This is a genomic window from Coprococcus sp. RTP21281st1_F1_RTP21281_210402 (assembly GCF_040915325.1).
In the GTDB taxonomy this organism is placed as follows: Bacteria; Bacillota; Clostridia; order Lachnospirales; family Lachnospiraceae; genus Coprococcus; species Coprococcus aceti.
This window is the reverse complement of record NZ_JBCPDQ010000008.1, coordinates 103,723-127,166: the sequence shown is the minus strand read 5'-3', so window position 1 is coordinate 127,166 and position 23,444 is coordinate 103,723. Positions and strand designations below refer to the sequence as shown.

Below are 23,444 nucleotides of genomic sequence, written 5' to 3'. Positions count from 1 at the left end.
CCGCCGGGGGCTCGAACCCCGCACACCCTGATTAAGAGTCAGGTGCTCTACCAAATGAGCTAGCGGCCCGTATTTATTTGTTATGTTCGTCACAACAGAATAGATTATATATCAGTTCTGAGAATAATGCAAGTGTTTTTCTCATTTTTTTCAACTTTTCTGACATCCAGCAAATGATTTCAAACTGAGTGACAAAAAAATGAACCAGCCACAATTATATTGCAGTCAATCCACCTTGTAGTGGGCCGCCGGGGGCTCGAACCCCGCACACCCTGATTAAGAGTCAGGTGCTCTACCAAATGAGCTAGCGGCCCGTATTTATCATGTTGTGTTCGTCACAACAGATTAGAGTATACATTAGTTCTTTTTATAATGCAAGTGTTTTTTTCAACTTTTTTCATTTTTATTTGTTCGGTATTACTCTGCTCCTATCCCATACCAAAATTACCAGTTATATATATTGTTTGAATATCATTTTCGCCTATGTTATTATTATAAGGTATGACTTTTTCAATAAAAAGAAGATTTTTACAATAAATAGATGGAGATTACTATGAGACTGAGAAATGTAAAAGGATCAAGAGAGACTATCGCAGCAAATGACTATGTAGTGCACAATGAAACAGGCATGAAGGGGCATTGGCATGAGTTATTTGACAACGATAACCCTATACATATTGAGATAGGCATGGGCAAGGGACAGTTTATCATGGAGCTTGCAAGACGCAATCCTGATATCAATTACATAGGCATAGAGAAGTATTCAAGTGTCCTGGTGCGTGCCCTTGAGAAAAGAGAGCTTGAACCTGAGATGACGAATCTCTACTTTATAAGAATGGATGCCGAATATATAACTGACGTATTCGATACAAATGAAGTAGATAGAATATATCTCAATTTCTCGGACCCATGGCCAAAGGACAGGCATGCCAAGAGACGTCTCACATCTACACATTTTCTTGGTCTGTATGATCAGCTCCTCGCCCCTGAGGGAAGAGTTATATTTAAGACTGATAACAGAGGTCTCTTTGATTTCTCTCTGGAACAGGTTCCCGAGGCAGGATGGATCCTTGAGAACTACACATATGACCTTCACAATTCAGAATACAACGAAGGCAACATCATGACCGAGTATGAGACCAAATTCTCAGCAATGGGAACACCTATCAACAGACTCGTCGCATACAGAGAAAAGAAATAAACGTTGATTTTGCATTTGTTGACACACAGTTTTTGGTATACTACAATGAAGATTACAGCAAATTTATGGAAAGGAGTTTCATCATGGATACATCTTCTATAGAAAGTCTCAAATTGGTGCGCAAGACCAATCAGGATCTGTTGAATTTCTTCAATGATTCATATATCAGCAAGCTTGAGCAGGTTCAGTCACTCAAAACTGAAGATTTTGAACTCAAGGCAAAAATAGACCAGCTTATAAAGACATTAGATGTATACTCCTTCAAGACAAGCACTGGTCACAATGTATTTTCACCATTCTCAGTAGACACCACCTCACAGCAGGAAAAGGCTACTCAGATAGAGCTTCAGTTAAAAGAGCTTCAGGATATGCAGCAGACTCTTCATCTTCAGATCAAAGAGGACGAAGAAGAAACAGCATTGCTTAAGAAGCGTATAACTGATTTATCCACCTCCAACAGACATATAGATGATCTTCTGACGGAGGTGACTGAGGAAGTATCTACTATTAATAATGAAGATACAACAGAAACAGACGGACCAGATACTGATTCCCTGACAGCAGCGGATCACGGAAAAAATATCCTCAGATTGTACCAATATGAGAAAAAACAGCTTGCGGACAGGATTCAATCCGACATCACAGATGTTCTTGACTCCAATTCACACAAGCTGGATGTACTGTCCTGGCTTATAAGATCAGATATCAACAGAGCTAAGGTCACACTCGAAGAGCTCACCTCGTCAACGGCAAAACTTGCCGACCATGTAGATGAACTTGCCAATTCTCTCTCTGGAGAATCAGACAGCGAAGAGCCTGTATGGAATCATCTTGAGAAACTTTTCCAGGGTTACAGGGATGAACATCCTGAATGTGGCATATCATACGACATCAACTGTGCTGATTATGCCATGAATATTCCAGGTATTGTAGCTACATATCTTTTATCAATAACTAAAGATATTATGGACAACATATTTGTTCATTCAAATGCCAACAAGGTTTCAATCAAGATATATCTGAGCAGTAAGCTCATAGATGTATATATCAACGACAATGGCGTGGGTATAGACAACAATTATGATACCAACAGTCCATGGTACAGCAGTCTCCACAGAATCAAGGAGATCATATATCTGTTAAATGGAACTCTGAAGATCGATGGAGATTCAAAAACCGGAACAAATGTAAGATTTACTATTCCACTTGAATAATAACGTATCTGTTGAAAGACATATATTACTTAGTTTACAGGTTGGATATCTTAAAGTAGCAAAGTGTTATATTGTGTATATGTTGTTTTATCAACACATATATATTTCGAATAAAATAAACATAAAAGGAACATTATCATGAAAGAAAAAATTGCACAGCTTATCTCAAATAACGTAGAAGGAATCGAAATGTCAGATATCATGGCTTCAATCGAGATCCCCCCACGCCCTGATATGGGTGATTTTGCATTTCCTTGCTTCAGACTGGCAAAGGTGCTCAGAAAAGCCCCAAATATGATTGCAGCCGATATAAAGGAAGCCATAGGAGATGTAGATTTCATCGAGAAGATCGATGTAGCAGGTGCATACCTGAACTTCTATATCAAGAAAGATGTATTTGTAAAGACAATGATAGAGGCAGCCAACACAGATGACTTCGGCAAATCCGATATAGGCGAGGGACAGACCATATGTATTGACTACTCATCTCCTAATGTTGCAAAGAATTTCCATGTTGGCCATCTCAGAACTACAATAATCGGTAACTCTCTTTACAAGATTCATTCCAAGCTTGGATACAATGTTGTAAGAATAAATCACCTTGGCGATTGGGGCACACAGTTTGGTAAGCTTATCGTAGCTTACAAGGCATGGGGTTCAAAGGAAGCTGTTGAGAAGGATGGAATCTCAGAGCTCATGAAGCTGTATGTGAAGTTCCATGAAGAGGCTGACAAGAATCCAGAGCTTGTTGACGAGGCAAGAGCATGGTTCAACAAGATGGAAAATGGAGACGAGGAAGCACTCAGCATATGGCAGTGGTTCAAGGATATAAGTCTTGTTGAATACAAGAGAACATACAACCTCCTCGGAATGGATTTCGACTACTATCTTGGAGAGAGTTTCTATAGAGACAAGTGCCAGGCTGTTGTGGACAAGGTTAAGGCTGCCGGTCTTCTGAAGGAGAGCGAAGGTGCTATGATCGTTGATCTCTCAGATTACGATATGGCTCCATGTATCATAACCAAGAAAGACGGAAGCTCAATATACGCAACAAGAGATCTTGCTGCTATATTCTATAGAAAAGACACATATCACTTCTCAAAGTGCTTATATGTAACCGGTCAGGAGCAGAAACTTCATTTTGCACAGGTATTCAAGGTAGTTGAGCTTCTTGGAAACGAATGGGCAAAGGATCAGCTTGTTCACATTCCTTATGGTCTTGTAAGTCTTGAGGGAGCAAAGCTTTCTACCAGAAGCGGTAATATCATATACGCAGAGGATATTCTGAAGGATGCCATTGCAAAGAGTCTTGAGATAATCACCGAAAAGAGCCCAAATCTTCCAAACAAGGAGGATGTAGCCAAGAAAGTTGGTGTTGGTGCTGTTCTTTTCAATGACTTATATAACCAGAGAATCAAGGATGTATCATTTAGCTGGGATAAGGTTCTCAACTTTGATGGTGAGACAGGTCCTTATGTTCAGTATACACATGCAAGATGCTGCAGCGTTGTAAGACTTGCTGAGTCATTCGATCCATCAAAACCGGTTAACTACAGTCTCATTACAGAGCAGGATGCCATAGAGTTATTAAAAGAGATCAACAGATTCCCATCTGTGATCAAGGATGCTGCTGATAAGTATGAGCCATCTGTTGTAGCAAGATATGCAGTTGATGTTGCTCAGGCATTTAACAAGTTCTATAACTCAACAAGAATCAATGTAGATGATGTTGAGCTCAAGAATGCAAGAGTTATGCTCACATATCTCACTAAGAATACAATATCTGAGGCACTTGACCTCCTTGGAATCGAAGCTCCAGAGGCAATGTAATCAGTGTTTCTTCTATATTAATATATGACCAAATAACCTGGTTAAAGAAAAAGAGAATGTTTCACGTGAAACATTCTCTTTTTCTCATATATCTCCAGGAACCATTTTAAATTATATTGTCATAGATATTATTGTTTTTGATACTTTTCTCTAAATAATATTACTCATGATATTTCTGTTCTGAATATTCTTATCTGGCTGTCATTATTCGGAATATTATTGTTCTAAGTATTATCGTTCTGAGTATTATCGTTCTGAATATTCCATTCTGAATATTTCATTCTGAATATTTCATTCTGAATATTGTCTTCTAAACACTATCTTCCAGACATCATTGTTTCGAAATTATTATCCTAGATAATTTTGTTCTGAATATCTTTACTTCAGGTATTTTTTCTTATATCTGAATATTTTTAGGTATTCTTCTCTTGTTTTTCTAAGTTTTACAATTTCTTTGTGAAGAAATTGTTTATTACAATAACAAAATCATATTTCTAACCATATTACGTATTATATAATCTCTTCTGTTCTATTCCTTTATATACTTCTATATTCTACATTGCGTTTTTATGAATACAGAATCTTTAAAGCTGTTAATTAATAAATTATATGGTGATTTAAATAATTTCAATAAATAGATCATTTGTATATTTAATTTTGCTTTAATATTATATATATTTGAATGTTTCACGTGAAACTTTATGATAAACGTATTTCAACTCAAACTTCAGATATCGCATACATTTGTTTTCTACACTTATAAATCTTTTACATCTTGTTTGTTGTTTCTGCTACCTTATTATTCATTTACATTATTACAAAGTATTTTACAACTCAATTATCACTCCATGAACTACTTTTCTGATTTATTTGATAATATTCATGTTTCACGTGAAACATTTTCATCATTACATATAATATTTATATGTCTAAGTAATCCACATATAATAATTGTACTTTCTTGTCTATTATTCTGATTTTTCAAAGAATTTCCAGAACTTTCAAGCATAGTCAATACTTTACTTGCCTTTTTAACCATTAATTCAATTATAAAATGTTTCACGTGAAACTTTACCCATATAACGAATACAAAACATGCACCCACTATTTATCAGATTTTACACAGTTTAATTGCCACTTTGTATACGATATTATCCATTCATTAGATAATAGAATGTTTCACGTGAAACATTTTATTAAACATCATATTTTTTCTGTATTTTGTAGAATTAGCACTTTATAAGTGCTATAATAGACAAGCACTATTTATAACATAAAATATCATCATATTTTATCTATATTAAATAAGCAAACAACAATGTTTCACGTGAAACATTCTTTTTTTGAATGAAAAGGAGACAAAATGGGCAGAATTATAGCGATTGCTAACCAGAAAGGTGGCGTTGGCAAGACAACAACAGCCATAAACCTTGCCGCATGTCTGGCAGCAAAGGGTAAAAAGGTTCTGGCCGTTGATATGGATCCACAGGGCAATATGACAAGTGGATTAGGTGTAGACAGGGATTCTCTTGAATACACAGTCTATGATATGTTGAGAAATGAGTGCAACATAGGAGAATGTATGCTCATAAACGTATATCCTGGTCTTAATCTCATTCCTGCCAACAGAGAACTGGCAGGTGCTGAGGTTGAATTTGTCGGAATGGAGGATATGCAGCACATTCTTAAGACACATATCAAGAAGGTAAAGAACAAATTTGATTACGTTATCATTGATTGTCCTCCTGCACTTGGAATGCTTACTGTAAATGCTCTTACAGCAGCAAATACGGTACTTGTACCTATTCAATGTGAATTTTTCGCACTGGATGGTCTCTCACAGTTGGTATACACTATTGAACTGATAAGAAAAAATCTGAACAGACTTCTTACTATAGAAGGTGTTGTATTTACAATGTTTGACTCAAGAACCAATTTATCAGTTCAGGTTGTTGAAAATGTAAAAGAAAACCTCAAACAACACATATACAACACAGTTATACCAAGAAATGTCAGACTTGCTGAAGCGCCAAGTTACGGAATGCCAATAATTGAGTATGATCCAAGATCAGCCGGAGCTGAGCATTATATGATGTTGGCAGATGAAGTTATAGAAAATGACTACTATAGATAATGGAGGGCTAATATGGCACAGAAAAAAGGTTTAGGAAGAGGTTTGAACGACCTTTTAGGCACTTCAGAGGCTTCAAAGCCGTCCCGAAGTAGAAATAATCAGCAAAACTCCTCTGAAAACACAAGTAAAGAGGTAAAAACAGTTACCAAAGAGGTTGTGAAGGAAGTTGTAAAAGAGGTTGAACAGAAGATTAAGATCAATCTCATTGAGCCAAATAAGTCACAGCCAAGAAAGCAGTTTGATGAAGAGGCATTACAGGAATTATCTGATTCCATTAAGAAATATGGTGTTCTTGAGCCTCTGATTGTCACTAAAAAAGGCGATTATTATGAGATAATTGCAGGTGAAAGACGTTGGAGAGCTGCCAGAATGGCAGGAATAAAGGAAGTTCCTGTAGTTATACGTGATTATACTGACAAAGAAATAATGGAGATTTCTCTTATAGAGAATATTCAGAGAGAAGATCTGAATCCAATTGAAGAAGCTGAGGCTTACGAAGCTCTTATATCGGAATATAATCTCAAGCAGGAAGAAGTTGCAGAGAGAGTATCAAAAAGCAGATCAACAATAACCAATTCTCTCCGACTTCTGAAGCTTTGCGAGGATGTAAGACAGATGGTCATGTATAATATGATATCAACAGGACATGCCAGAGCACTTATTCCTATAGAAGATCCTAAATTACAGTACGAAACGGCTGCAATTGTATACGATCAGAAGCTCAGTGTTAGAGAAACAGAGGCATATGTAAAGGCAATTCTGGAGAAAAAGCCGGAAAAAGAGGAAAAACAGAAGCCTCAAAAGGATTTATCCGTCTTCTATTCTGATATAGAGAACAAATTAAAGTCAATTTTAGGTGCAAAGATAGCTATCAAGGCATCTAATAACGACAAAGGCAAAATTGAGATAAACTACTATTCTCAGGACGAGCTTGACCGAATAACAGAGATGCTTTACTCAATCAATAAAGAAATGATGTAGTAACCATCTGCATCATACATATGCACAATCAAGGAAGGACAATATTATAATGGAAAGTTCCATATTACAAAAAATAGGTATTGATCCTGCCTACATACTAATTGGTATGCTGGTTCTCATAATAGCCTTGTTTGTACTATTATTCATATTGATGGGCAATATTAAAAATAGAAACAAACAGATAAAAAGGCTGTTGAGCGGAACTCAGGCAGGTGATCTTGAAGATATTATCATGAAAAGATTCGCTGAGATGGATGCTGTAAAAAACAATTCCAAGCGACTCACAAAGGAACATAAGGAAATACAGAGTCATCTTTCAGCATGTGTCAGTAAAATTGGTCTTGTAAAGTATAATGCATTTGAAGGAATGGGTGGTAATCTAAGTTTTGCACTTGCTCTTCTGGATACAGAGAACAATGGTGTCGTACTCAACTGTATGCATACCAGAGAAGGCTGTTTTAACTATGCAAAAGAGATCATAGGTGGTGAAGCATATGTTGCACTGTCAGAAGAGGAAAAAGAGGCTATTGAACGAGCTAAAACCCTCGAGGATGAAATAGCTGAAAACAAACTAAAATAACCATATTTCAAAAAAATATTATACAAAACATGCAACGTACAAATGTGTATGAAACACATAAAATAGAAAAGCGTATAAAGCACAAAAGTATATAAAATACAAAAGCGTATAAAACAAAAAAGCGTATAAAACGTAAAATCGCTAAAACGATAAGAACAAGATTTATAAAATAAACAAGAAAATAAAAAGAAACAAAAACATGAAAATATATTATGTAGCTACATTATTATAATATATTTTCAAATAAATTTATATATTTAATAGGAGGATATCATGATTGATATTAAATTCTTAAGAGAAAACCCAGACGTAGTAAAACAGAATATAAAGAATAAATTCCAGAATGACAAACTTCCACTTGTCGATGAAGTAATAGAGCTTGACAAACAGGCTCGCGCTGCTCAGCAGGAAGCTGATACACTCAGAGCAAACAAGAATGCAATAGCAAAGCAGATCGGTGCTCTTATGGCTCAGGGAAATAAGGAAGAGGCTGAGAAAGTTAAGAAGCAGGTTGCTGAGACATCAGCAAGACTCAAGGAGCTTGAAGCTTTAGAGCCTGAGCTCAAGGAGAAGGTTAAGAAGATCATGATGATAATTCCTAACATCATTGATCCATCAGTTCCTATAGGAAAGGATGACTCAGAGAATGTAGAGGTTCAGAAGTATGGTGAGCCTGTTGTTCCTGACTTTGAGATTCCTTATCATGCAGATATCATGGAGGCACTTGGAGGAATTGACCTCGATTCAGCAAGAAAAGTTGCAGGAAACGGCTTCTACTATCTCATGGGCGACATAGCAAGACTTCACTCTGCTATTATCTCATACGCAAGAGATTTCATGATAGACAGAGGATTCACATATTGTATTCCACCTTTCATGATCAGAAGCAACGTTGTCACAGGTGTTATGAGCTTTGCTGAGATGGATGCCATGATGTATAAGATTGAGGGTGAGGATCTGTATCTCATCGGAACTTCAGAGCACTCAATGATCGGTAAGTTCATCGACACTATCATTCCTGAGGATGAGCTTCCAAAGACTCTTACAAGCTACTCACCTTGCTTCAGAAAAGAGAAGGGTGCTCACGGAATTGAGGAGAGAGGTGTATACAGAATCCATCAGTTTGAGAAGCAGGAAATGATCGTTGTATGTAAGCCTGAGGACAGCAAGATGTGGTTTGACAAGCTGTGGCAGAACACAGTTGATCTCTTCAGATCAATGGATATCCCTGTAAGAACACTTGAGTGTTGTTCTGGAGATCTTGCAGATCTCAAGGTTAAGTCTGTAGATGTTGAGGCATGGTCACCTCGTCAGAAGAAATACTTCGAGGTTGGAAGCTGTTCAAACCTTGGCGATGCACAGGCAAGAAGACTTCAGATCAGAGTAAAGGGCGAGGATGGCAAGAAGTATCTCGCTCATACACTCAACAATACAGTTGTTGCTCCACCAAGAATGCTTATCGCTTTCCTTGAGAACAATCTCCAGGCTGACGGAAGAGTCAGAATTCCAGAGAAGCTTCGTCCATACATGGGTGGAAAAGAGTATCTTGAGAAGACAGGAAAGTAATAATATAAATAAAAACATACAACAAGGGAGGTGTCGGAATGCATAGTTTTCTTCCATCTATAGGCTTTACTAACATAAAAAACAGACAGCAGCTTGAACCTATATACAGGCAGATTCTTGAATCGCCTGACAGGAAATTTATATCAACTATAAGTGCTGACACCTGTCTTGTACAATTCAGCAAAGACTTTGGGGAGAGATTTGGAATATCGCTTGTAGGTGAAATGTCAAAGGATGGCTCAATATCCATTGAGTATTATTTTCCTTACGTCACATCAAAGCTTTTGACCGATGACGAAAATATATACGTTGAGAAATATTCTGACAAGAGAGCATATGCCGGTGTTAGCAGTGATTTCAGTCTTGGAATGACTCTTATTTTCTTCATAACCAACATAGCAGACTATGAAAAATCATTGTGGATGAACAGATCAAACAAGTACTTTTCAAAGGCGTATTTTTCCGGTCTGTCAGTAAATGGTATGATCATTCTTGATGTGGATGATCACAGTGATAAAAATACATCCTACGGCAATGCAAAGAGAAGTAAACTCATCGAGGCTGCAAAGAAGGGTGATCCGGACGCAATAGAAAGTCTTACTCTTGAAGATATGGACACCTATAACACCATTGGAAGAAGGACTCACAAAGAGGATGTTCTGTCCATAGTGAAATCAAGCTTCATGCCTGTCGGTATTGAGACTGATCACTACGCAGTTATAGGAACTATCACATCATATATCGAGACAACCAACAGTTATACAAATGAATCGATATATCTGATTGATGTAGAAAGCAATGATCTGACATTTACCGTAGCGATCAACAAAAACCATCTTCTGGGTGAACCTGCTCCGGGAAGAAGATTCAAGGGTGATGTGTGGCTTCAGGGGCATATAGTTAATCCTTGACTATAAACTCTATAAATGTTACACTTATAATTGATGTGCATCTGTAGCTCAGCAGGATAGAGCGTCCGCCTCCTAAGCGGAAGGTCGTGGGTTCGAATCCCGTCAGGTGCACTATTTTTCACTAATAAATTTTCTAAAGGGACATGACTATGAATTATATTGTTATGGATCTTGAATGGAATCAAAGCTACAATGGGCATATGGGTGAACATCCACGTATGCCTTTTGAAATTATAGAGATTGGTGCCGTTAAGGTAGATAAGAATCTCAACATCATTGACGAATACTCAAGTCTTATCAAACCAAAAATTTATAAGAAATTACATTCAAAGATCAGAACAATTCTGAACTATGATGAGGATGACCTGAGTCTCGGAAGAGGATTCAAGGAAGTCTGTTCAGAATTTCTTGACTGGTGTGGAAAAGATTACATATTCTGCACATGGGGACCTATGGACCTCACAGAGCTTCAGACTAATATGGACTTTTATTATATGGACAAGCTTCCTAGGCCACTTAAGTTTCTGAATCTCCAAAGTATATATGCAAGCGTTACGAATACCTCAGGAATACCTCAGAGTATGAGTAAACTTGAAAAAGCGGTCAGTGAGATGAATATTCCAGAAAATGAACCATTTCACACAGCTCTCAACGATGCAAGATACACCGCACTTGTTATGAAAGAGATGAAAGCCAAGAATATAAATCAGCTTTACAGCTTTGATCTCTATATAACACCTAAGAATAAAGAAGAAGAGATTGAAGTATCTCATAATAACCAGTACGAATATATCTCAAGGGGTTTCAGAAATAAACATGCAGCACTGGACGATGAAAAAGTAACTCAGATTCGTTGTTACAAATGCAGCAAGAAGGTCAAGACACATATTGACTGGTTTGCAAATAGTCCATCATCGTACATGTGTGTTGGAAAATGCTGGATGCATGGTTATTTTTGTGGCAAGATAAAATTCAAATCTGTAAACAATAACTATTATGTTCACAAGACAATAAAACCTATCGACAAACAGGGTATAGAGGCAATTAAACAAAAACAGGAAGATATTCGTGAAAAAAGAAAAGAAAAAAGACATATGAAATCTTCAAACTAAAAAATAAAACAGCCATTTGAGGCTGTTTTATTTTTTTATGCTATTGGCTTTTTAGCAGCTCCCGCTTTTCTCGGGTACTTGTTGTCTGTATGTGCAATCTTCTTTACAAACACAAAGCTTCTCTGGTTATTGGTCTCCGGTATATTCGTATTAAATATGTTCTCGACCTGTCCCCCAAGAATCCTGATTGCTTTCTTTCCATCCCGCATCTCTTCCGGCAAAGCATTTGACTTATAAGATACAAAATATCCACCCGGCTTGACAAATGGAATACACCATTCCGACAGAGTTGCAAGATTGGCAACTGCCCTGGATACAGCCAGATCATATTTTTCTCTATGCATCTCATCTCTGCCTCCATCCTCTGCTCTTGAATGAACAGTGTGGATATCCTGCAGTCCAAGTTCATCTATAACTTCATCGAGGAACTTTAATCTCTTATTCAACGAATCCATAAGTGTTATATTCAGCTCTGGAAAAGCAATCTTCAGAGGAATTCCCGGAAATCCTGCACCTGTACCAACATCTATAACGTCAATATTCTCATGAAGATCTTTATACTTTGAAAAAAGCAGACTGTCAGCAAAATGCTTTATTATTACATCTTCCTTTTCAGTTATGGCTGTAAGATTCATTACCTTATTCCACTCAACCAGAATATCATAATATTTTGAAAATTGTTCTATCTGCTTATCACTCAATTCCAGACCAAACTGTTTTGTTATGGAATTTAATCTGTCCATATTGTTCTCCTTCAACAAATTATTCTGAATAACTTCTATACCAGTTTAGTCTCTACCCTTCATCTTGAGATACACCAGCAATACTGATATATCAGCCGGAGAAACTCCTGATATTCTTGACGCCTGTCCAATATTTTCAGGTCTGATGAGAGACAGCTTCTGTCTGGCCTCGATTCTGAGATTTGATATATCATTATAGTCAATATCTGCCGGCAGCTTTTTCTTCTCCAGCTTCTTAAACTGATTTACCTGCTGATTCTGTCTGTCTATATATCCCTGATATTTTATGGTTATATTTATCTGTTCTATAACATCATCCGGAAGTTTGGTTCTTCCCTCATCTATTGGATCAATCGCCTCATATGACAGTTCCGGTCTTCTTATAAGTTCTGCAAGAGATGCAGCAGTCTTAAGTCCTGTACTTCCAAGATTCTCAAGGAACTTCTGTATGGTTGAATTTGCTCCAACCATGGTGCTCTCAAGTCTCTGTATCTCATCCATTATCTGTTGTCTCTTCTTTGTAAATGCAGCATATCTCTTGTCATCTATAAGACCGATCTCATGTCCGATCTCCGTGAGTCTCAGATCAGCGTTATCCTGTCTGAGAAGAAGTCTGTACTCAGCTCTGGATGTCATCATTCTGTATGGCTCCGATGTCTCTTTTGTGACAAGATCATCTATAAGAACTCCTATATATGCCTGTGATCTGTCAAGAACCACCGCTTCTTTGCCCTGTACTTTTCTGGCAGCATTGATTCCTGCCATTATACCCTGGGCTGCAGCCTCCTCATATCCTGAACTTCCATTTATCTGGCCGGCACCAAAAAGTCCTGATACACTCTTAAACTCCAGAGAAGGTTTTAAGTTAATGGCATTTATACAATCATACTCGATGGCATAAGCATTCCTTATTATCTTTGCATTCTCCAGTCCCTTCATGCTGTGTATCATCTCATACTGAACGTCCTCAGGAAGAGAGCTGCTCATTCCACCCATATACATCTCATTCGTATATTCACCCTCAGGCTCAATAAATATCTGATGTCTGGTCTTATCAGGGAATTTCGTAACCTTATCCTCAATGGAAGGGCAGTATCTTGGTCCTGTACCCTCGATCACGCCTGAAAACAGAGGTGATCTGTCTATATTATCTCTGATTATCTCATGTGTCTTCTCATTTGTGTAACAGAGCCAGCATGATATTTGATCACGTCTTATATCCGCCTCAGTATTTGTAAATGAGAATGGAACTATCTTCTCATCGCCCTTCTGTTCCTCCATCTGAGAAAAATCTATCGTTCTTTTATCCAGTCTGGCAGGGGTTCCCGTCTTAAATCTTCTTATCTCTATCCCTGCATTCTTCATGGAATCTGACAAATAATTAGCTGCCATAAGTCCATTAGGTCCGGTGTGATATACGACATCTCCGTATATACATCTCGCCTTGAGGTATGTTCCTGTACACAGAACCACAGCCTTTGCAAAATAAGTTGCTCCCGAATATGTCTTTACACCCTTAACCACATTATCCTCGATAATAATTTCCGACACCTCTGCCTGTCTCAATGTGAGATTATCCGTATTCTCAAGGGTGTGCTTCATGGTTCTGGAATAATTTGCCTTGTCTGCCTGGGCACGAAGAGAGTGAACCGCCGGACCCTTAGACGCATTGAGCATCTTTGACTGAATATACGTCTTGTCTATATTCTTGCCCATCTCTCCGCCAAGTGCATCTATTTCCCTTACCAGATGTCCCTTAGAGCTTCCTCCTACATTCGGATTACATGGCATCATGGCCACACTGTCCATACTCACCGTAAAAATAATAGTATTCAGACCAAGTCTTGCACTTGCAAGAGCTGCCTCACATCCTGCATGTCCTGCCCCCACAACTACCACATCATATTCTTCATTCAAAACAGGCATACAAATGTCCTCCTTCCAGTACCTTATATCCTGCAATCTATTTTCCCATACAGAATTCCTTAAATATCTTATCAGCCAGATCATCTCTGGCAGTTTCACCTATTATCAAACCGAGATGTTCATACGCATCCATGAGATCAATGGAGAAAAAGTCTTCCTCCATTCCCATATCTATGCTTTCTTTAACCTTTAACAGTGCATTTTTGGTGCACACAAGTTCATTTTTGTGCCGGGTATTAGTGATATAAAGCTGATCATTATATGTCAGTGTACCCTCAAAAAACATCCTGTTCAGAAGCTCATACAATTCTTCACTGCCATCACCGGTCAGTGCTGACAACTGAATTATATCTGCATCTATATATTTCTTAATATTCGATTCGTCTATCTTCTTTTCCAGATCAGATTTGTTGAGTATCACAACAACATTCTTATCCTGTATTCTGGACATGATCCTGTGATCGTTCTCATCCAGGTCAATTGAACTGTCTACCACATAGAGCACAAGATCAGCTTTATCCACAGACTCTAATGCCTTATCCACACCTATCTTCTCAACTACATCATCTGTATCTCTTATTCCCGCAGTGTCAACTATGTTCAGAGTTATACCTCTTACATTTATCACTTCACTGAGCGTATCCCTGGTTGTGCCGGCCATATCTGTTACAATCGCCCTTTCTTCGCCCACAAACATATTCATCAGCGAAGACTTACCCGCATTCGGTTTACCAACAATAACCGTATTTATTCCCTCAGACAACACTTTTCCATTGTCAAATGTTGTCAAAAGGTTATCCACACTATCTACAAGGTTATCCACAATTATTTCTAACTTTTGTGGAAAACCATCCAGACTGTAGTGTTCAGGATCATCCAAAGCAGATTCAATAAACGCCACATTGTACAGAATCTGTTCTCTCATATCAATGATCTTATCCCTAAGTCTTCCCTGAAGCTGCTCCACAGACGTTCTGGCTGCAAAGTCATTCTTTGCATTTATTATATCCATGACGGATTCTGCCTGTGACAGATCTATCCTTCCACCGAGGAATGCTCTCTTTGTAAATTCTCCAGGTTCGGCTGCCCTTGCACCACATTTTATTACCAGATCAAGTATCTTTCGGAGAACTACTATACCTCCGTGACACTGAAGTTCACACACATCCTCACATGTGTACGTATGGGGAGCCTTCATGACCAGAAGTATAGCCTCATCTATCATTCTGTCATCCTCATACACACCACCAAATGCAGCAGTGTAAGATTTCATATTTACCGCTTTTTTGTTTTTATTTGCAGCGCGGAACAACATGTCTGTTATCTCACATGCCCTGTCTCCGCTGATCCTTATTATTCCAACTCCGGCATTACTCATACCGGTGGTTATAGCTGCAATGGTATCTTCCTTGAACATATCTGTCTTACACTTTTCCTTTCACCGTGATTAAACAACCTATCTATGTAGTGTACAACATTACCAATTCATTTTCCATATAAAAAGACTAAACTGCAACAAAAAAGAGACCATTTTCTCAAATGATCTCTTTCCTGTCACCATAAAATATTGCGATGATCTTTACACGCATCAGCGTGACTATTATTTCTTCTTGAGATATACAATAACCTTACGATATGGCTCCTCGCCCTCGCTTCTGGTTGCTACATACTTGTCGTTCTGAAGAGTAGCATGGATTATTCTTCTCTCATAAGGATTCATTGGCTCAAGAGCAAATGATCTCTTTGATCTCTTAACCTTGAATGCTATATTCTTGGCAAGATTCTCAAGTGTCTCTTTTCTTCTTGCTCTGTAGTTCTCTGTATCGAGCTTAACTCTGATACGTGACTCGCTCTTCTTATTGATAGCAAGTGTTATAATATACTGAAGAGCATCTAGAGTCTGTCCACGCTTTCCAATCAAAATTCCCATCTCTGGTCCCTCAAGATTGATAGACAGAACATTCTCTTCCTCATCAAAATCCATCTGGATCTCTGTCTGGATATCCATAGCCTTGAACAGGCTGTCAAGGTACTCCTTAACATCGTCCAGGAATGTCTTCTTTTTTCTTGCCTTTATGATACAAGGCTTTGAACCTATACCAAGAAATCCCTTTGTCTCTTCGCTGATAACTTCATACTCAAGATCTGTACTAGGGACTCCAAGTTCAACACTGGCCTGCATAAGGGCTTCATCTTTGGTCTTACCTTTGAATTCTAAGAATTCCATTATTTATTTCCTCCCTTATCGTTGCTATTGTTCTGGTACTTAAGCATTATATTCGCCTTAGCTCCTATACTGCCTGGTTTATAGTTTACATTTTCTCTGCGGGTTACATCATCACTGTCAACATTCACTGAATGTGCAGGATTAACATAACTCTTAAGTCTTGAAGAAGCCATCTTATTTATATTCTCTGACTGACTGTTCTCTGTTGGAACGTTACCATTCTGAGCATCCATCATTCTCTCATAGAAAGATTTCTTGTCAGGGTTCTTCTTCTTTGCCTGCTTCTTGGCAGCCTTCTCGGCACATTTTGCAAGCAGCTCATCCTTGTCCTGATGATTATAATAAGCATCAACTATAAGCTGAGATATTATCATAATAACAGAACCAACTATCCAGTAAAGACCGATAGCTATAGGAAGAGTTATACAGAATATAAGTGACATGATAGGCATGTAGTACATCATACCCTTCATCATGTTGTTGGCTGTCTGCTGATTGCTATCCATGTTGTTATTCTGTGATGACTTCATGGATATCTTTGTCTGTAAGAACTGCAGGAGAGCAGAAACGATAGGAACCACCAAAGCTATTGAAAGCTTCCATCCCGGTGCATCTGCAATATTCAGTCCAAACAGGAACTGATTCATGTTGTGGAACTGGTCAACATAGCTTGTGAGAGTAGCATTGCCTGCAAGATCAAGATTACTTATCAATTTATCCCAGTCGCTCTTGGCAAACTTGTCAAGAACATCAATGATCTGGTTTCTTGTAGGATCATCTCCCATCTGCTTAAGAGCCATTGTCACAGTGCTGACCTTTGACTCTCCGGCTACATCACTTATAGCTTTGATATAATCAGTCTTTGTACTCAATATGTCCACGATCTCGCTGTACTTCTTGGTCATTGAAGGAACATACGCAGGTATGTTCTGGATAACCCTGTACAGACCATAGAATATAGGCAGCTGTATAAGCGAAGTCAGACATCCTGATGCCATGCTGACACCATATTTTTTCTGGATCTTCTGAGTTTCCTGCTGCTGCTTCATCATTGAGTCCTGATCAGTCTTGCCTTTATATTTCTTTGTTGCCTTGGCAATTTCAGGCTGGATGAAACTCATGATCTTGGTAGATCTCTGCTGTTTGAAATATAATGGGAACAGTGCACCTCTCAGTACAAATGTGAACAATATAACACACACGCTTAAATTGACATATGTGATTCCCATATGATTTCCGATAAATCCAACGAACATATATATCCAGTTGAATATCTTACCGAGAACCCAACAAACTGGTCCGAGTATCATACCATCTTCTCTAGTTAGAAACATAATTTTCTCCTTTATGGAACTGGATCATATCCTCCTTTTGAAAAAGGATTGCATCTAAGTATCCTCCATACTGCAAGGAGACCACCTTTTAAAACTCCATACTTTTCGATAGCCTCAATTGCATACTGCGAACAAGTAGGAAAATACTTGCAGGTAGCATGTCCCTTAAGCGGTGACAAATACTTCCTGTAAAATTTGATTAAACCAATAAATATTTTTTTCATTTTTTTACCCTATGTGGCTTATCTTCTTTAACCCACACAAATGCATCAAAGCACTCTCAATGTCCTGACATTTCTTGTCCTTTGATGACGGTCTGGCTACTATCACTATGTCATAGCCAACATCAATATTTGCTCTGTTTAATCGGTAAGCTTCTCTAATCAATCTGGTTACCCTGTGTCTTACCACACTGTTACCAACTTTCTTACTAACAGAGATTCCGAGTCTGTTGTAATCCAAGCCGTTGCTTCTCAGATACATAACTAAATATTTATTGGCTACCGAATTCTTTGTGCTGTACACACTGCCAAACTCTCTGCTGTTTTTTAATGTAATCATCTTACTCATTGTGTAACCACCGAAACTTTGATTATTAGAAAAACTGTTGCTGTGACCCTATAAAAAAAGGTCACAACCATGTGACCTTACGCTGATAATTTCTTTCTTCCCTTAGCTCTTCTAGCGGCCAGTACCTTTCTGCCATTAGCAGTACTCATTCTCTTTCTAAAGCCATGAACCTTAGATCTCTGTCTCTTCTTAGGCTGGAATGTCATCTTCATTACAAAACACCTCCTTCTTTACAAATTTACTTGCCTATTATAAATAAATAGGTAATGTGAGTCAAGCCTTTTTTGCCGTTTTTCCTATATTTTATAAGGATTTCAGCCACTATTTGATAAAGGTGACGAATCGTTCTGGATTAATTAGGTGGATACATTAATATTAATCACAAAATGTTGTGGTTTCATAAATTAATCACATTTTTGTAAGCATTTAATTTTTGTTACCAGTCGCTTTACATAATGTTATCCACAATTTGTTGGTAACTTGTTGATAACTTTTTACTTTTGTGGGTTTAATTCTAAAAAACCCAGTATTTATCGCTGTTTGTGATGTTCACAAATATAAAACAGTCATTTTTTTATATTTACATAAGTTTGAAAATAATAATTATTATGAAACTTATGTAACAAAGTTATCAACATTCCATGTGGATTATACACAAATAAGATTTTTTATTAACTTTTTCATTTTTTGCCCCTTATTCTCGTTTATTTTGATTTTACCCCCAAATACGTGTACCTAACCGTATAAGCATGTAAAATCAAAATAAAGGCAATTTATCTTGTTTTTGACCTTAATATGCTTGAAATAGGGGTGCATTTATTATAAAATGTAATAGTGTTATTAATAATAGGAAGAATTATTTTTTTGAGGAAGGTTTTTTACGATGAAGGACTTAATATTAGCCAAGTGGAATGACATTTTGAATATACTTGAAAATGAACATGGAATTTCCCATATCATGATCCATACATGGATCGAACCTCTCAAGATATATTCAGTTGAGGATAACAAGGTCTATTTCACTCTGGACGAGGATTACGGACAGAGAGGCGTAGAATTTCTCAAGAGAAAATTATTTGATATATATCTTGAAACAGTTCTCAGAGAGCTCTTTCAGGACGATTCAATTCAGGTTATATTCACACTCGAGAGTCAGATGAGAAAGGATGAAAAGTCCCCTACATATTCAGAGGACTACAACGATGCCATTGCCAAGAGCAATCTCAGACCTGACTACACATTTGAGAACTTTATTGTTGGTGAGAGTAACAAGCACGCTCACGCAACATGTCTGGCAGTTGCCGATTCACCTGGACAGGACAAGTTCAATCCGCTTTTCCTGTATGGAGGATCAGGACTGGGCAAGACTCATCTTATGCAGTCCATAGCCCACTATATACTCCAGCACAATAGTAATATGAAGGTTCTCTATGTGCCATCGAACAAATTCACGAATGAGATCATAGAAGCAATCTCCAAGAATAAAACTGAAGAATTCAGAAACAAATACAGAACAGTGGATGTTCTTCTGATCGATGATATCCAGTACCTGATCGGTAAGGCAAGTACGCAGCAGGAATTTTTTGACACCTTCAACGCTCTTCATGACGAAGGTAAGCAGATAATCCTGTCGTCGGATAAGCCACCAAAGGAGATTAAGACTCTGGATGAGAGATTCAGATCAAGATTTGAGTGGGGTGTTCCTATCGACATCCACGCTCCTGATTACGAGACACGTATGGCTATCCTCAAGAACAAGGCTGAGATAAAGGGACTTACCGATATCATCAGCGAGGAGATATTTGAGTATATCGCCAACAATATAACCTACAACGTACGTGAGCTTGAGGGTGCGCTCAACAAGCTCAGCGTATATTCAGAGCTCGGAGATATCAAGATCACTGAGGAACTTGCCAAGAACGTCCTCAAGGATTTCATATCCAAGGATTCCAAGGTTACCATAACACCTGAGCTCATTATCAACACTGTTTCAGAGCACACTAATATATCAGTCAGTGACATCGTATCCACGAAGAGAAGCCAGGATATAGCCACTGCCCGTCAGATATCCATGTACCTGTGCAGAAAGTACACGGACAAGGGGCTGAAGAGTATAGGAGATGCATTTGGAGGAAAGGATCACTCCACCGTGCACAGCAATATACAGAAGGTTGAAGATAAGATTGAGAAGGATCCGGAATTTGCTGAGATGGTTGACGTCATAATCAAGAAGCTTAATCCACAAAAATAGCAAGTTATCCACATTTTTATATTATAAACTCACTTATTTGTTTATAACCTTACAAACATAACGTGATTGTATATTGTTATTTGATGTTTGTTACATGTTGTTATGTGTTTGAGAATTGTTCTTACTCCTGATGAACAGGATTTTGCCATGTTGGTAAATGGTCAGTTTATGAACAGATTAAAATTGATTAGTAACATGGACACATAATTCTCAAAGCCTTGATTTGTAAGGGCTTGATACACTTTCAACATTATCAAAAGCACTACTACTGATACTACTAATTATCTTAATATATTTATAGTTAAACGCTCGCACTGTTTGTTGTTATTTGAAGTTATACACACATATCATATTTTGATGATCATTATATTTGGACATGAAAGGAGATCACACTTAAAATGAAAATTTCCATAAGAAAATCTAACTTACTTCAGGGTATAAATATCGTATCAAAGGCTGTCTCCAACAAGACGACCCATCCGATACTGTCTTGTATCCTGGTTGAAGCTGCAGGCGGTGTTATTAAGCTCACAGCTAATGACATGGAGATAGGAATAGAAAGTTATGTTGACGGTACTGTTATAGAGGACGGAAAGGTTGCACTCGAGGCAAAGCTTTTCTCAGATTTCATAAGAAAGCTTCCTGACAGTGACATAACTATAGAGAGTGATAAGGACAGCAAGACACTTATCAAGTGTGAGAGACTTGAGTTCAACATACCTGGAAAGTCAGGAGAGGATTTCTCCAATCTTCCTGTTGTATCAAAGGATAAGTTCATAACCATATCTCAGTTTGCGCTGAGAGAGGTTATCAATCAGACAATATTCTCTATATCAGATAATGAGAACAATAAGCTTATGACCGGTGAGTTATTTGAGGTATCAAACAATAAGCTCAGCGTGGTTTCTCTGGATGGACACAGAATATCCATCAGATATATAGAGCTCAAGGGAGATAATTCAGACATTAAGGTTGTAGTTCCAGGAAAATCCCTCAGCGACATAAGTAAGATCATGAACGGTGGAGTTGATGATCCTGTAAATATTTATTTCACTGACAACAATATATTATTTGAGTTTGACAATACAAAGGTTGTTTCAAGACTGATAGAGGGCGAGTATTTCAGAATAAGCCATATGCTCTCAGTTGATTATCAGATCAAGATGAAGATAAACAAGAGAGAGTTCCTTGACAGTTTGGACAGAGCAACTCTTCTTATAAAGGATTCAGACAAGAAGCCTATCAGACTCAGTATTGATGACAGAACTCTCGGTCTCAAGATCAGTTCTCTCATCGGTTCTCTGAATGAGGAGATAGATATCGAGAAGGAAGGTAACAATCTTGTCATTGGATTTAATCCAAAGCTTATAATAGATGCACTCAGAGTAATTGACGATGAGAATGTAACTATTTATTTCAACAATACAAAATCTCCATGTGTTATCAAGGATGATGCAGAGACATATATCTACCTTATCCTTCCTATGGGAATCAACGAAGAGTAAGAAGGGGTGAGAATATGGAGATAATCAAGTTAAGAGATGAGTTCATAAAGCTTGGACAGGCGCTTAAGGCTGCCGGTCTGGTGGAGTCAGGAGTTGACGCAAAGGAGGTCATAGTTCAGGGACTGGTTGTGGTTAACGGTGAGATAGAGACCAGACGTGGAAGAAAGCTTTATGATGGTGATGAAGTAGAATTTGATGGTGATAAGATAAGTATTCAGAAATAATTGTGGTCGCCATCTTGCAGATGGTGAAGGTTATGTATATAGAGTCGATAGAGCTGAGTAATTACAGAAATTACAGTAATGTGAAAGTAGAATTTGGAAAAAATACGAATATCCTGTACGGCGATAACGCCCAGGGCAAGACAAATATACTTGAATCCATATACATGGCAGCGACTACGAAGTCACACAGAAAAAATACGCAGGATAAAGATATCATAAAGATAGGTGAAGATGAGAGCCATATAAGATTATTTGTCAACAAGAAAGACATATCGCACAAGATAGATATGCATCTTCGAAAGAGCAAAAATAAGGGAGTGGCGATCGATGGCATACCCATAAGGAGGGCCACGGAATTATATGGTCTTCTCAATGTCATATTCTTTTCACCTGAAGATCTGACTATCATTAAAAATGGACCAGCCGAGAGGAGAAGGTTCATGGATCTTGAATTGTGTCAGATAAGCAGATTGTATTATCAGAATCTGGCATCATATAACAGGATACTCAATCAGCGAAATAATCTGTTAAAGCAGATTTATCATAACAGAAGTCTCATAGATACACTGGATGTGTGGAATATGCAGCTTGTGGACTATGGGTCGAGGATAATAAAAGAGAGAAGAAATTTTATCGACATGATGAATGAGATAATTGGGGAGATCCACAGTCATCTCACATCGGGCAAGGAAAAGCTAGAGATAGTGTATGAGTGCAATGTCGATGAAGATAAATTCGATGAGACACTTCAGGAAAAGACTGAGATGGATATCAGATATTCAAGTACACAATCTGGTCCACACAGAGATGATATAAGTTTTCTCATAAATGGAATAGACGCTAGAAAATATGGTTCACAGGGACAGCAGAGAACAGTTGCCCTGTCACTCAAGATGGCGGAGATAAAACTTGTAAAAAGGATAATCAATGATAATCCGATATTGCTTCTGGACGATGTCATGAGCGAGCTGGACACCAGCAGACGTGATGCATTGATAGAAGAGATAAAAGATATACAGACTATCATAACCTGTACGGGATATGATGATTTTGTTAAAGAGCAGGTAATAATCAACAATGTTTATAGAGTGGTAGAGGGAACGGCCACCAGAGTAAGAACGGAGGAAGCATGACA

Annotated in this window: 21 protein-coding genes and 2 tRNA genes; 14 read left to right on the top strand and 9 right to left on the bottom strand. The window is 38.0% G+C overall.

What is annotated here, in order from left to right; translation table 11 throughout:
• Nucleotides 1-241 precede the first annotated feature (241 nt).
• Nucleotides 242-314: transfer RNA gene (locus AB5150_RS12120), tRNA-Lys, on the bottom strand.
• A gap of 239 nt (nucleotides 315-553) precedes the next feature.
• Between AB5150_RS12120 and trmB the strand changes: the two genes are divergently transcribed.
• The 10 genes from trmB (at nucleotide 554) to AB5150_RS12070 (ending at nucleotide 11,529) form a co-directional block, all read left to right on the top strand.
• A complete protein-coding gene (gene trmB / locus AB5150_RS12115) occupies nucleotides 554-1,201 on the top strand; it encodes a tRNA (guanosine(46)-N7)-methyltransferase TrmB (RefSeq protein ID WP_015534422.1) in 648 nt (215 codons plus the stop codon).
• A gap of 83 nt (nucleotides 1,202-1,284) precedes the next feature.
• Nucleotides 1,285-2,415 carry a sensor histidine kinase gene (locus tag AB5150_RS12110; RefSeq protein ID WP_055145981.1) on the top strand — a complete coding sequence of 377 codons (1,131 nt, stop codon included), beginning with the start codon at nucleotides 1,285-1,287 and terminating at the stop codon, nucleotides 2,413-2,415.
• Nucleotides 2,416-2,553: 138 nt separating this feature from the next.
• Nucleotides 2,554-4,245, top strand: coding sequence for an arginine--tRNA ligase (gene argS, locus AB5150_RS12105; protein WP_055145978.1), 1,692 nt, complete (start codon nucleotides 2,554-2,556; stop codon nucleotides 4,243-4,245).
• A gap of 1,363 nt (nucleotides 4,246-5,608) precedes the next feature.
• Nucleotides 5,609-6,379, top strand: a complete 771-nt coding sequence (locus AB5150_RS12100; RefSeq protein WP_022217394.1) for a ParA family protein — start codon at nucleotides 5,609-5,611, stop codon at nucleotides 6,377-6,379.
• A gap of 12 nt (nucleotides 6,380-6,391) precedes the next feature.
• Complete coding sequence (locus tag AB5150_RS12095; protein WP_022217393.1) at nucleotides 6,392-7,360, top strand: ParB/RepB/Spo0J family partition protein; 969 nt, start codon at nucleotides 6,392-6,394, stop codon at nucleotides 7,358-7,360.
• A 49-nt stretch (nucleotides 7,361-7,409) separates the two neighbouring features.
• Nucleotides 7,410-7,940 carry a DUF4446 family protein gene (locus tag AB5150_RS12090; protein ID WP_022217392.1) on the top strand — a complete coding sequence of 177 codons (531 nt, stop codon included), beginning with the start codon at nucleotides 7,410-7,412 and terminating at the stop codon, nucleotides 7,938-7,940.
• Nucleotides 7,941-8,213: 273 nt separating this feature from the next.
• On the top strand, nucleotides 8,214-9,506 hold the full coding sequence (serS, locus tag AB5150_RS12085; protein WP_368291935.1) for a serine--tRNA ligase: 1,293 nt from the start codon (nucleotides 8,214-8,216) through the stop codon (nucleotides 9,504-9,506).
• Nucleotides 9,507-9,544: 38 nt separating this feature from the next.
• The gene (locus AB5150_RS12080; protein ID WP_015534425.1) at nucleotides 9,545-10,417 is read left to right on the top strand and encodes a DUF3881 family protein; all 873 of its coding nucleotides are present in this window, start codon (nucleotides 9,545-9,547) and stop codon (nucleotides 10,415-10,417) included.
• 37 nt (nucleotides 10,418-10,454) lie between these two features.
• Nucleotides 10,455-10,528, top strand: a tRNA-Arg gene (locus AB5150_RS12075).
• Between the two features lie 38 nt (nucleotides 10,529-10,566).
• The gene (locus tag AB5150_RS12070; protein ID WP_022217390.1) at nucleotides 10,567-11,529 is read left to right on the top strand and encodes a 3'-5' exonuclease; all 963 of its coding nucleotides are present in this window, start codon (nucleotides 10,567-10,569) and stop codon (nucleotides 11,527-11,529) included.
• Between the two features lie 35 nt (nucleotides 11,530-11,564).
• Here the strand turns inward: AB5150_RS12070 and rsmG are convergent, their stop codons facing one another.
• The 8 genes from rsmG to rpmH all read right to left on the bottom strand — a co-directional run bounded on the left by rsmG (nucleotide 11,565) and on the right by rpmH (nucleotide 18,541).
• Complete coding sequence (gene rsmG, locus AB5150_RS12065; RefSeq protein WP_368291933.1) at nucleotides 11,565-12,272, bottom strand: 16S rRNA (guanine(527)-N(7))-methyltransferase RsmG; 708 nt, start codon at nucleotides 12,270-12,272, stop codon at nucleotides 11,565-11,567.
• A 45-nt stretch (nucleotides 12,273-12,317) separates the two neighbouring features.
• On the bottom strand, nucleotides 12,318-14,198 hold the full coding sequence (gene mnmG / locus AB5150_RS12060) for a tRNA uridine-5-carboxymethylaminomethyl(34) synthesis enzyme MnmG (protein ID WP_022217389.1): 1,881 nt from the start codon (nucleotides 14,196-14,198) through the stop codon (nucleotides 12,318-12,320).
• 37 nt (nucleotides 14,199-14,235) lie between these two features.
• A complete protein-coding gene (mnmE, locus tag AB5150_RS12055; protein WP_022217388.1) occupies nucleotides 14,236-15,615 on the bottom strand; it encodes a tRNA uridine-5-carboxymethylaminomethyl(34) synthesis GTPase MnmE in 1,380 nt (459 codons plus the stop codon).
• Between the two features lie 183 nt (nucleotides 15,616-15,798).
• Nucleotides 15,799-16,425, bottom strand: a complete 627-nt coding sequence (jag, locus tag AB5150_RS12050) for an RNA-binding cell elongation regulator Jag/EloR (RefSeq protein ID WP_022217387.1) — start codon at nucleotides 16,423-16,425, stop codon at nucleotides 15,799-15,801.
• The gene (locus AB5150_RS12045; protein ID WP_022217386.1) at nucleotides 16,425-17,759 is read right to left on the bottom strand and encodes a YidC/Oxa1 family membrane protein insertase; all 1,335 of its coding nucleotides are present in this window, start codon (nucleotides 17,757-17,759) and stop codon (nucleotides 16,425-16,427) included. Before AB5150_RS12045 ends, jag begins: the two co-directional genes overlap by 1 nt.
• Before the next feature lie 11 nt (nucleotides 17,760-17,770).
• Complete coding sequence (yidD, locus tag AB5150_RS12040; protein ID WP_022217385.1) at nucleotides 17,771-17,983, bottom strand: membrane protein insertion efficiency factor YidD; 213 nt, start codon at nucleotides 17,981-17,983, stop codon at nucleotides 17,771-17,773.
• A 4-nt stretch (nucleotides 17,984-17,987) separates the two neighbouring features.
• Nucleotides 17,988-18,329, bottom strand: coding sequence for a ribonuclease P protein component (gene rnpA / locus AB5150_RS12035; protein WP_022217384.1), 342 nt, complete (start codon nucleotides 18,327-18,329; stop codon nucleotides 17,988-17,990).
• Nucleotides 18,330-18,406: 77 nt separating this feature from the next.
• Nucleotides 18,407-18,541 (bottom strand): 50S ribosomal protein L34, encoded by a 135-nt coding sequence (gene rpmH / locus AB5150_RS12030; RefSeq protein ID WP_004852723.1) that lies wholly within the window; start codon nucleotides 18,539-18,541, stop codon nucleotides 18,407-18,409.
• A 671-nt stretch (nucleotides 18,542-19,212) separates the two neighbouring features.
• Between rpmH and dnaA the strand changes: the two genes are divergently transcribed.
• The 4 genes from dnaA to recF all read left to right on the top strand — a co-directional run bounded on the left by dnaA (nucleotide 19,213) and on the right by recF (nucleotide 23,442).
• The gene (dnaA, locus tag AB5150_RS12025; RefSeq protein WP_022217383.1) at nucleotides 19,213-20,580 is read left to right on the top strand and encodes a chromosomal replication initiator protein DnaA; all 1,368 of its coding nucleotides are present in this window, start codon (nucleotides 19,213-19,215) and stop codon (nucleotides 20,578-20,580) included.
• A gap of 398 nt (nucleotides 20,581-20,978) precedes the next feature.
• Complete coding sequence (gene dnaN / locus AB5150_RS12020) at nucleotides 20,979-22,085, top strand: DNA polymerase III subunit beta (protein ID WP_022217382.1); 1,107 nt, start codon at nucleotides 20,979-20,981, stop codon at nucleotides 22,083-22,085.
• Nucleotides 22,086-22,099: 14 nt separating this feature from the next.
• The gene (locus AB5150_RS12015) at nucleotides 22,100-22,309 is read left to right on the top strand and encodes an RNA-binding S4 domain-containing protein (RefSeq protein ID WP_015534430.1); all 210 of its coding nucleotides are present in this window, start codon (nucleotides 22,100-22,102) and stop codon (nucleotides 22,307-22,309) included.
• Between the two features lie 32 nt (nucleotides 22,310-22,341).
• Nucleotides 22,342-23,442 carry a DNA replication/repair protein RecF gene (gene recF / locus AB5150_RS12010; RefSeq protein ID WP_055222370.1) on the top strand — a complete coding sequence of 367 codons (1,101 nt, stop codon included), beginning with the start codon at nucleotides 22,342-22,344 and terminating at the stop codon, nucleotides 23,440-23,442.
• The last annotated feature ends 2 nt before the right edge of the window (nucleotides 23,443-23,444 follow it).

What these genes read in the sequence shown, in the direction of transcription:
- trmB (WP_015534422.1), top strand. Translation starts at nt 554, where the DNA reads ATGAGACTGAGAAATGTAAAAGGATCAAGAGAGACTATCGCAGCAAAT.
- AB5150_RS12110 (WP_055145981.1), top strand. Translation starts at nt 1,285, where the DNA reads ATGGATACATCTTCTATAGAAAGTCTCAAATTGGTGCGCAAGACCAAT.
- argS (WP_055145978.1), top strand. Translation starts at nt 2,554, where the DNA reads ATGAAAGAAAAAATTGCACAGCTTATCTCAAATAACGTAGAAGGAATC.
- AB5150_RS12100 (WP_022217394.1), top strand. Translation starts at nt 5,609, where the DNA reads ATGGGCAGAATTATAGCGATTGCTAACCAGAAAGGTGGCGTTGGCAAG.
- AB5150_RS12095 (WP_022217393.1), top strand. Translation starts at nt 6,392, where the DNA reads ATGGCACAGAAAAAAGGTTTAGGAAGAGGTTTGAACGACCTTTTAGGC.
- AB5150_RS12090 (WP_022217392.1), top strand. Translation starts at nt 7,410, where the DNA reads ATGGAAAGTTCCATATTACAAAAAATAGGTATTGATCCTGCCTACATA.
- serS (WP_368291935.1), top strand. Translation starts at nt 8,214, where the DNA reads ATGATTGATATTAAATTCTTAAGAGAAAACCCAGACGTAGTAAAACAG.
- AB5150_RS12080 (WP_015534425.1), top strand. Translation starts at nt 9,545, where the DNA reads ATGCATAGTTTTCTTCCATCTATAGGCTTTACTAACATAAAAAACAGA.
- AB5150_RS12070 (WP_022217390.1), top strand. Translation starts at nt 10,567, where the DNA reads ATGAATTATATTGTTATGGATCTTGAATGGAATCAAAGCTACAATGGG.
- rsmG (WP_368291933.1), bottom strand. Translation starts at nt 12,272, where the DNA reads ATGGACAGATTAAATTCCATAACAAAACAGTTTGGTCTGGAATTGAGT.
- mnmG (WP_022217389.1), bottom strand. Translation starts at nt 14,198, where the DNA reads ATGCCTGTTTTGAATGAAGAATATGATGTGGTAGTTGTGGGGGCAGGA.
- mnmE (WP_022217388.1), bottom strand. Translation starts at nt 15,615, where the DNA reads ATGTTCAAGGAAGATACCATTGCAGCTATAACCACCGGTATGAGTAAT.
- jag (WP_022217387.1), bottom strand. Translation starts at nt 16,425, where the DNA reads ATGGAATTCTTAGAATTCAAAGGTAAGACCAAAGATGAAGCCCTTATG.
- AB5150_RS12045 (WP_022217386.1), bottom strand. Translation starts at nt 17,759, where the DNA reads ATGTTTCTAACTAGAGAAGATGGTATGATACTCGGACCAGTTTGTTGG.
- yidD (WP_022217385.1), bottom strand. Translation starts at nt 17,983, where the DNA reads ATGAAAAAAATATTTATTGGTTTAATCAAATTTTACAGGAAGTATTTG.
- rnpA (WP_022217384.1), bottom strand. Translation starts at nt 18,329, where the DNA reads ATGAGTAAGATGATTACATTAAAAAACAGCAGAGAGTTTGGCAGTGTG.
- rpmH (WP_004852723.1), bottom strand. Translation starts at nt 18,541, where the DNA reads ATGAAGATGACATTCCAGCCTAAGAAGAGACAGAGATCTAAGGTTCAT.
- dnaA (WP_022217383.1), top strand. Translation starts at nt 19,213, where the DNA reads ATGAAGGACTTAATATTAGCCAAGTGGAATGACATTTTGAATATACTT.
- dnaN (WP_022217382.1), top strand. Translation starts at nt 20,979, where the DNA reads ATGAAAATTTCCATAAGAAAATCTAACTTACTTCAGGGTATAAATATC.
- AB5150_RS12015 (WP_015534430.1), top strand. Translation starts at nt 22,100, where the DNA reads ATGGAGATAATCAAGTTAAGAGATGAGTTCATAAAGCTTGGACAGGCG.
- recF (WP_055222370.1), top strand. Translation starts at nt 22,342, where the DNA reads ATGTATATAGAGTCGATAGAGCTGAGTAATTACAGAAATTACAGTAAT.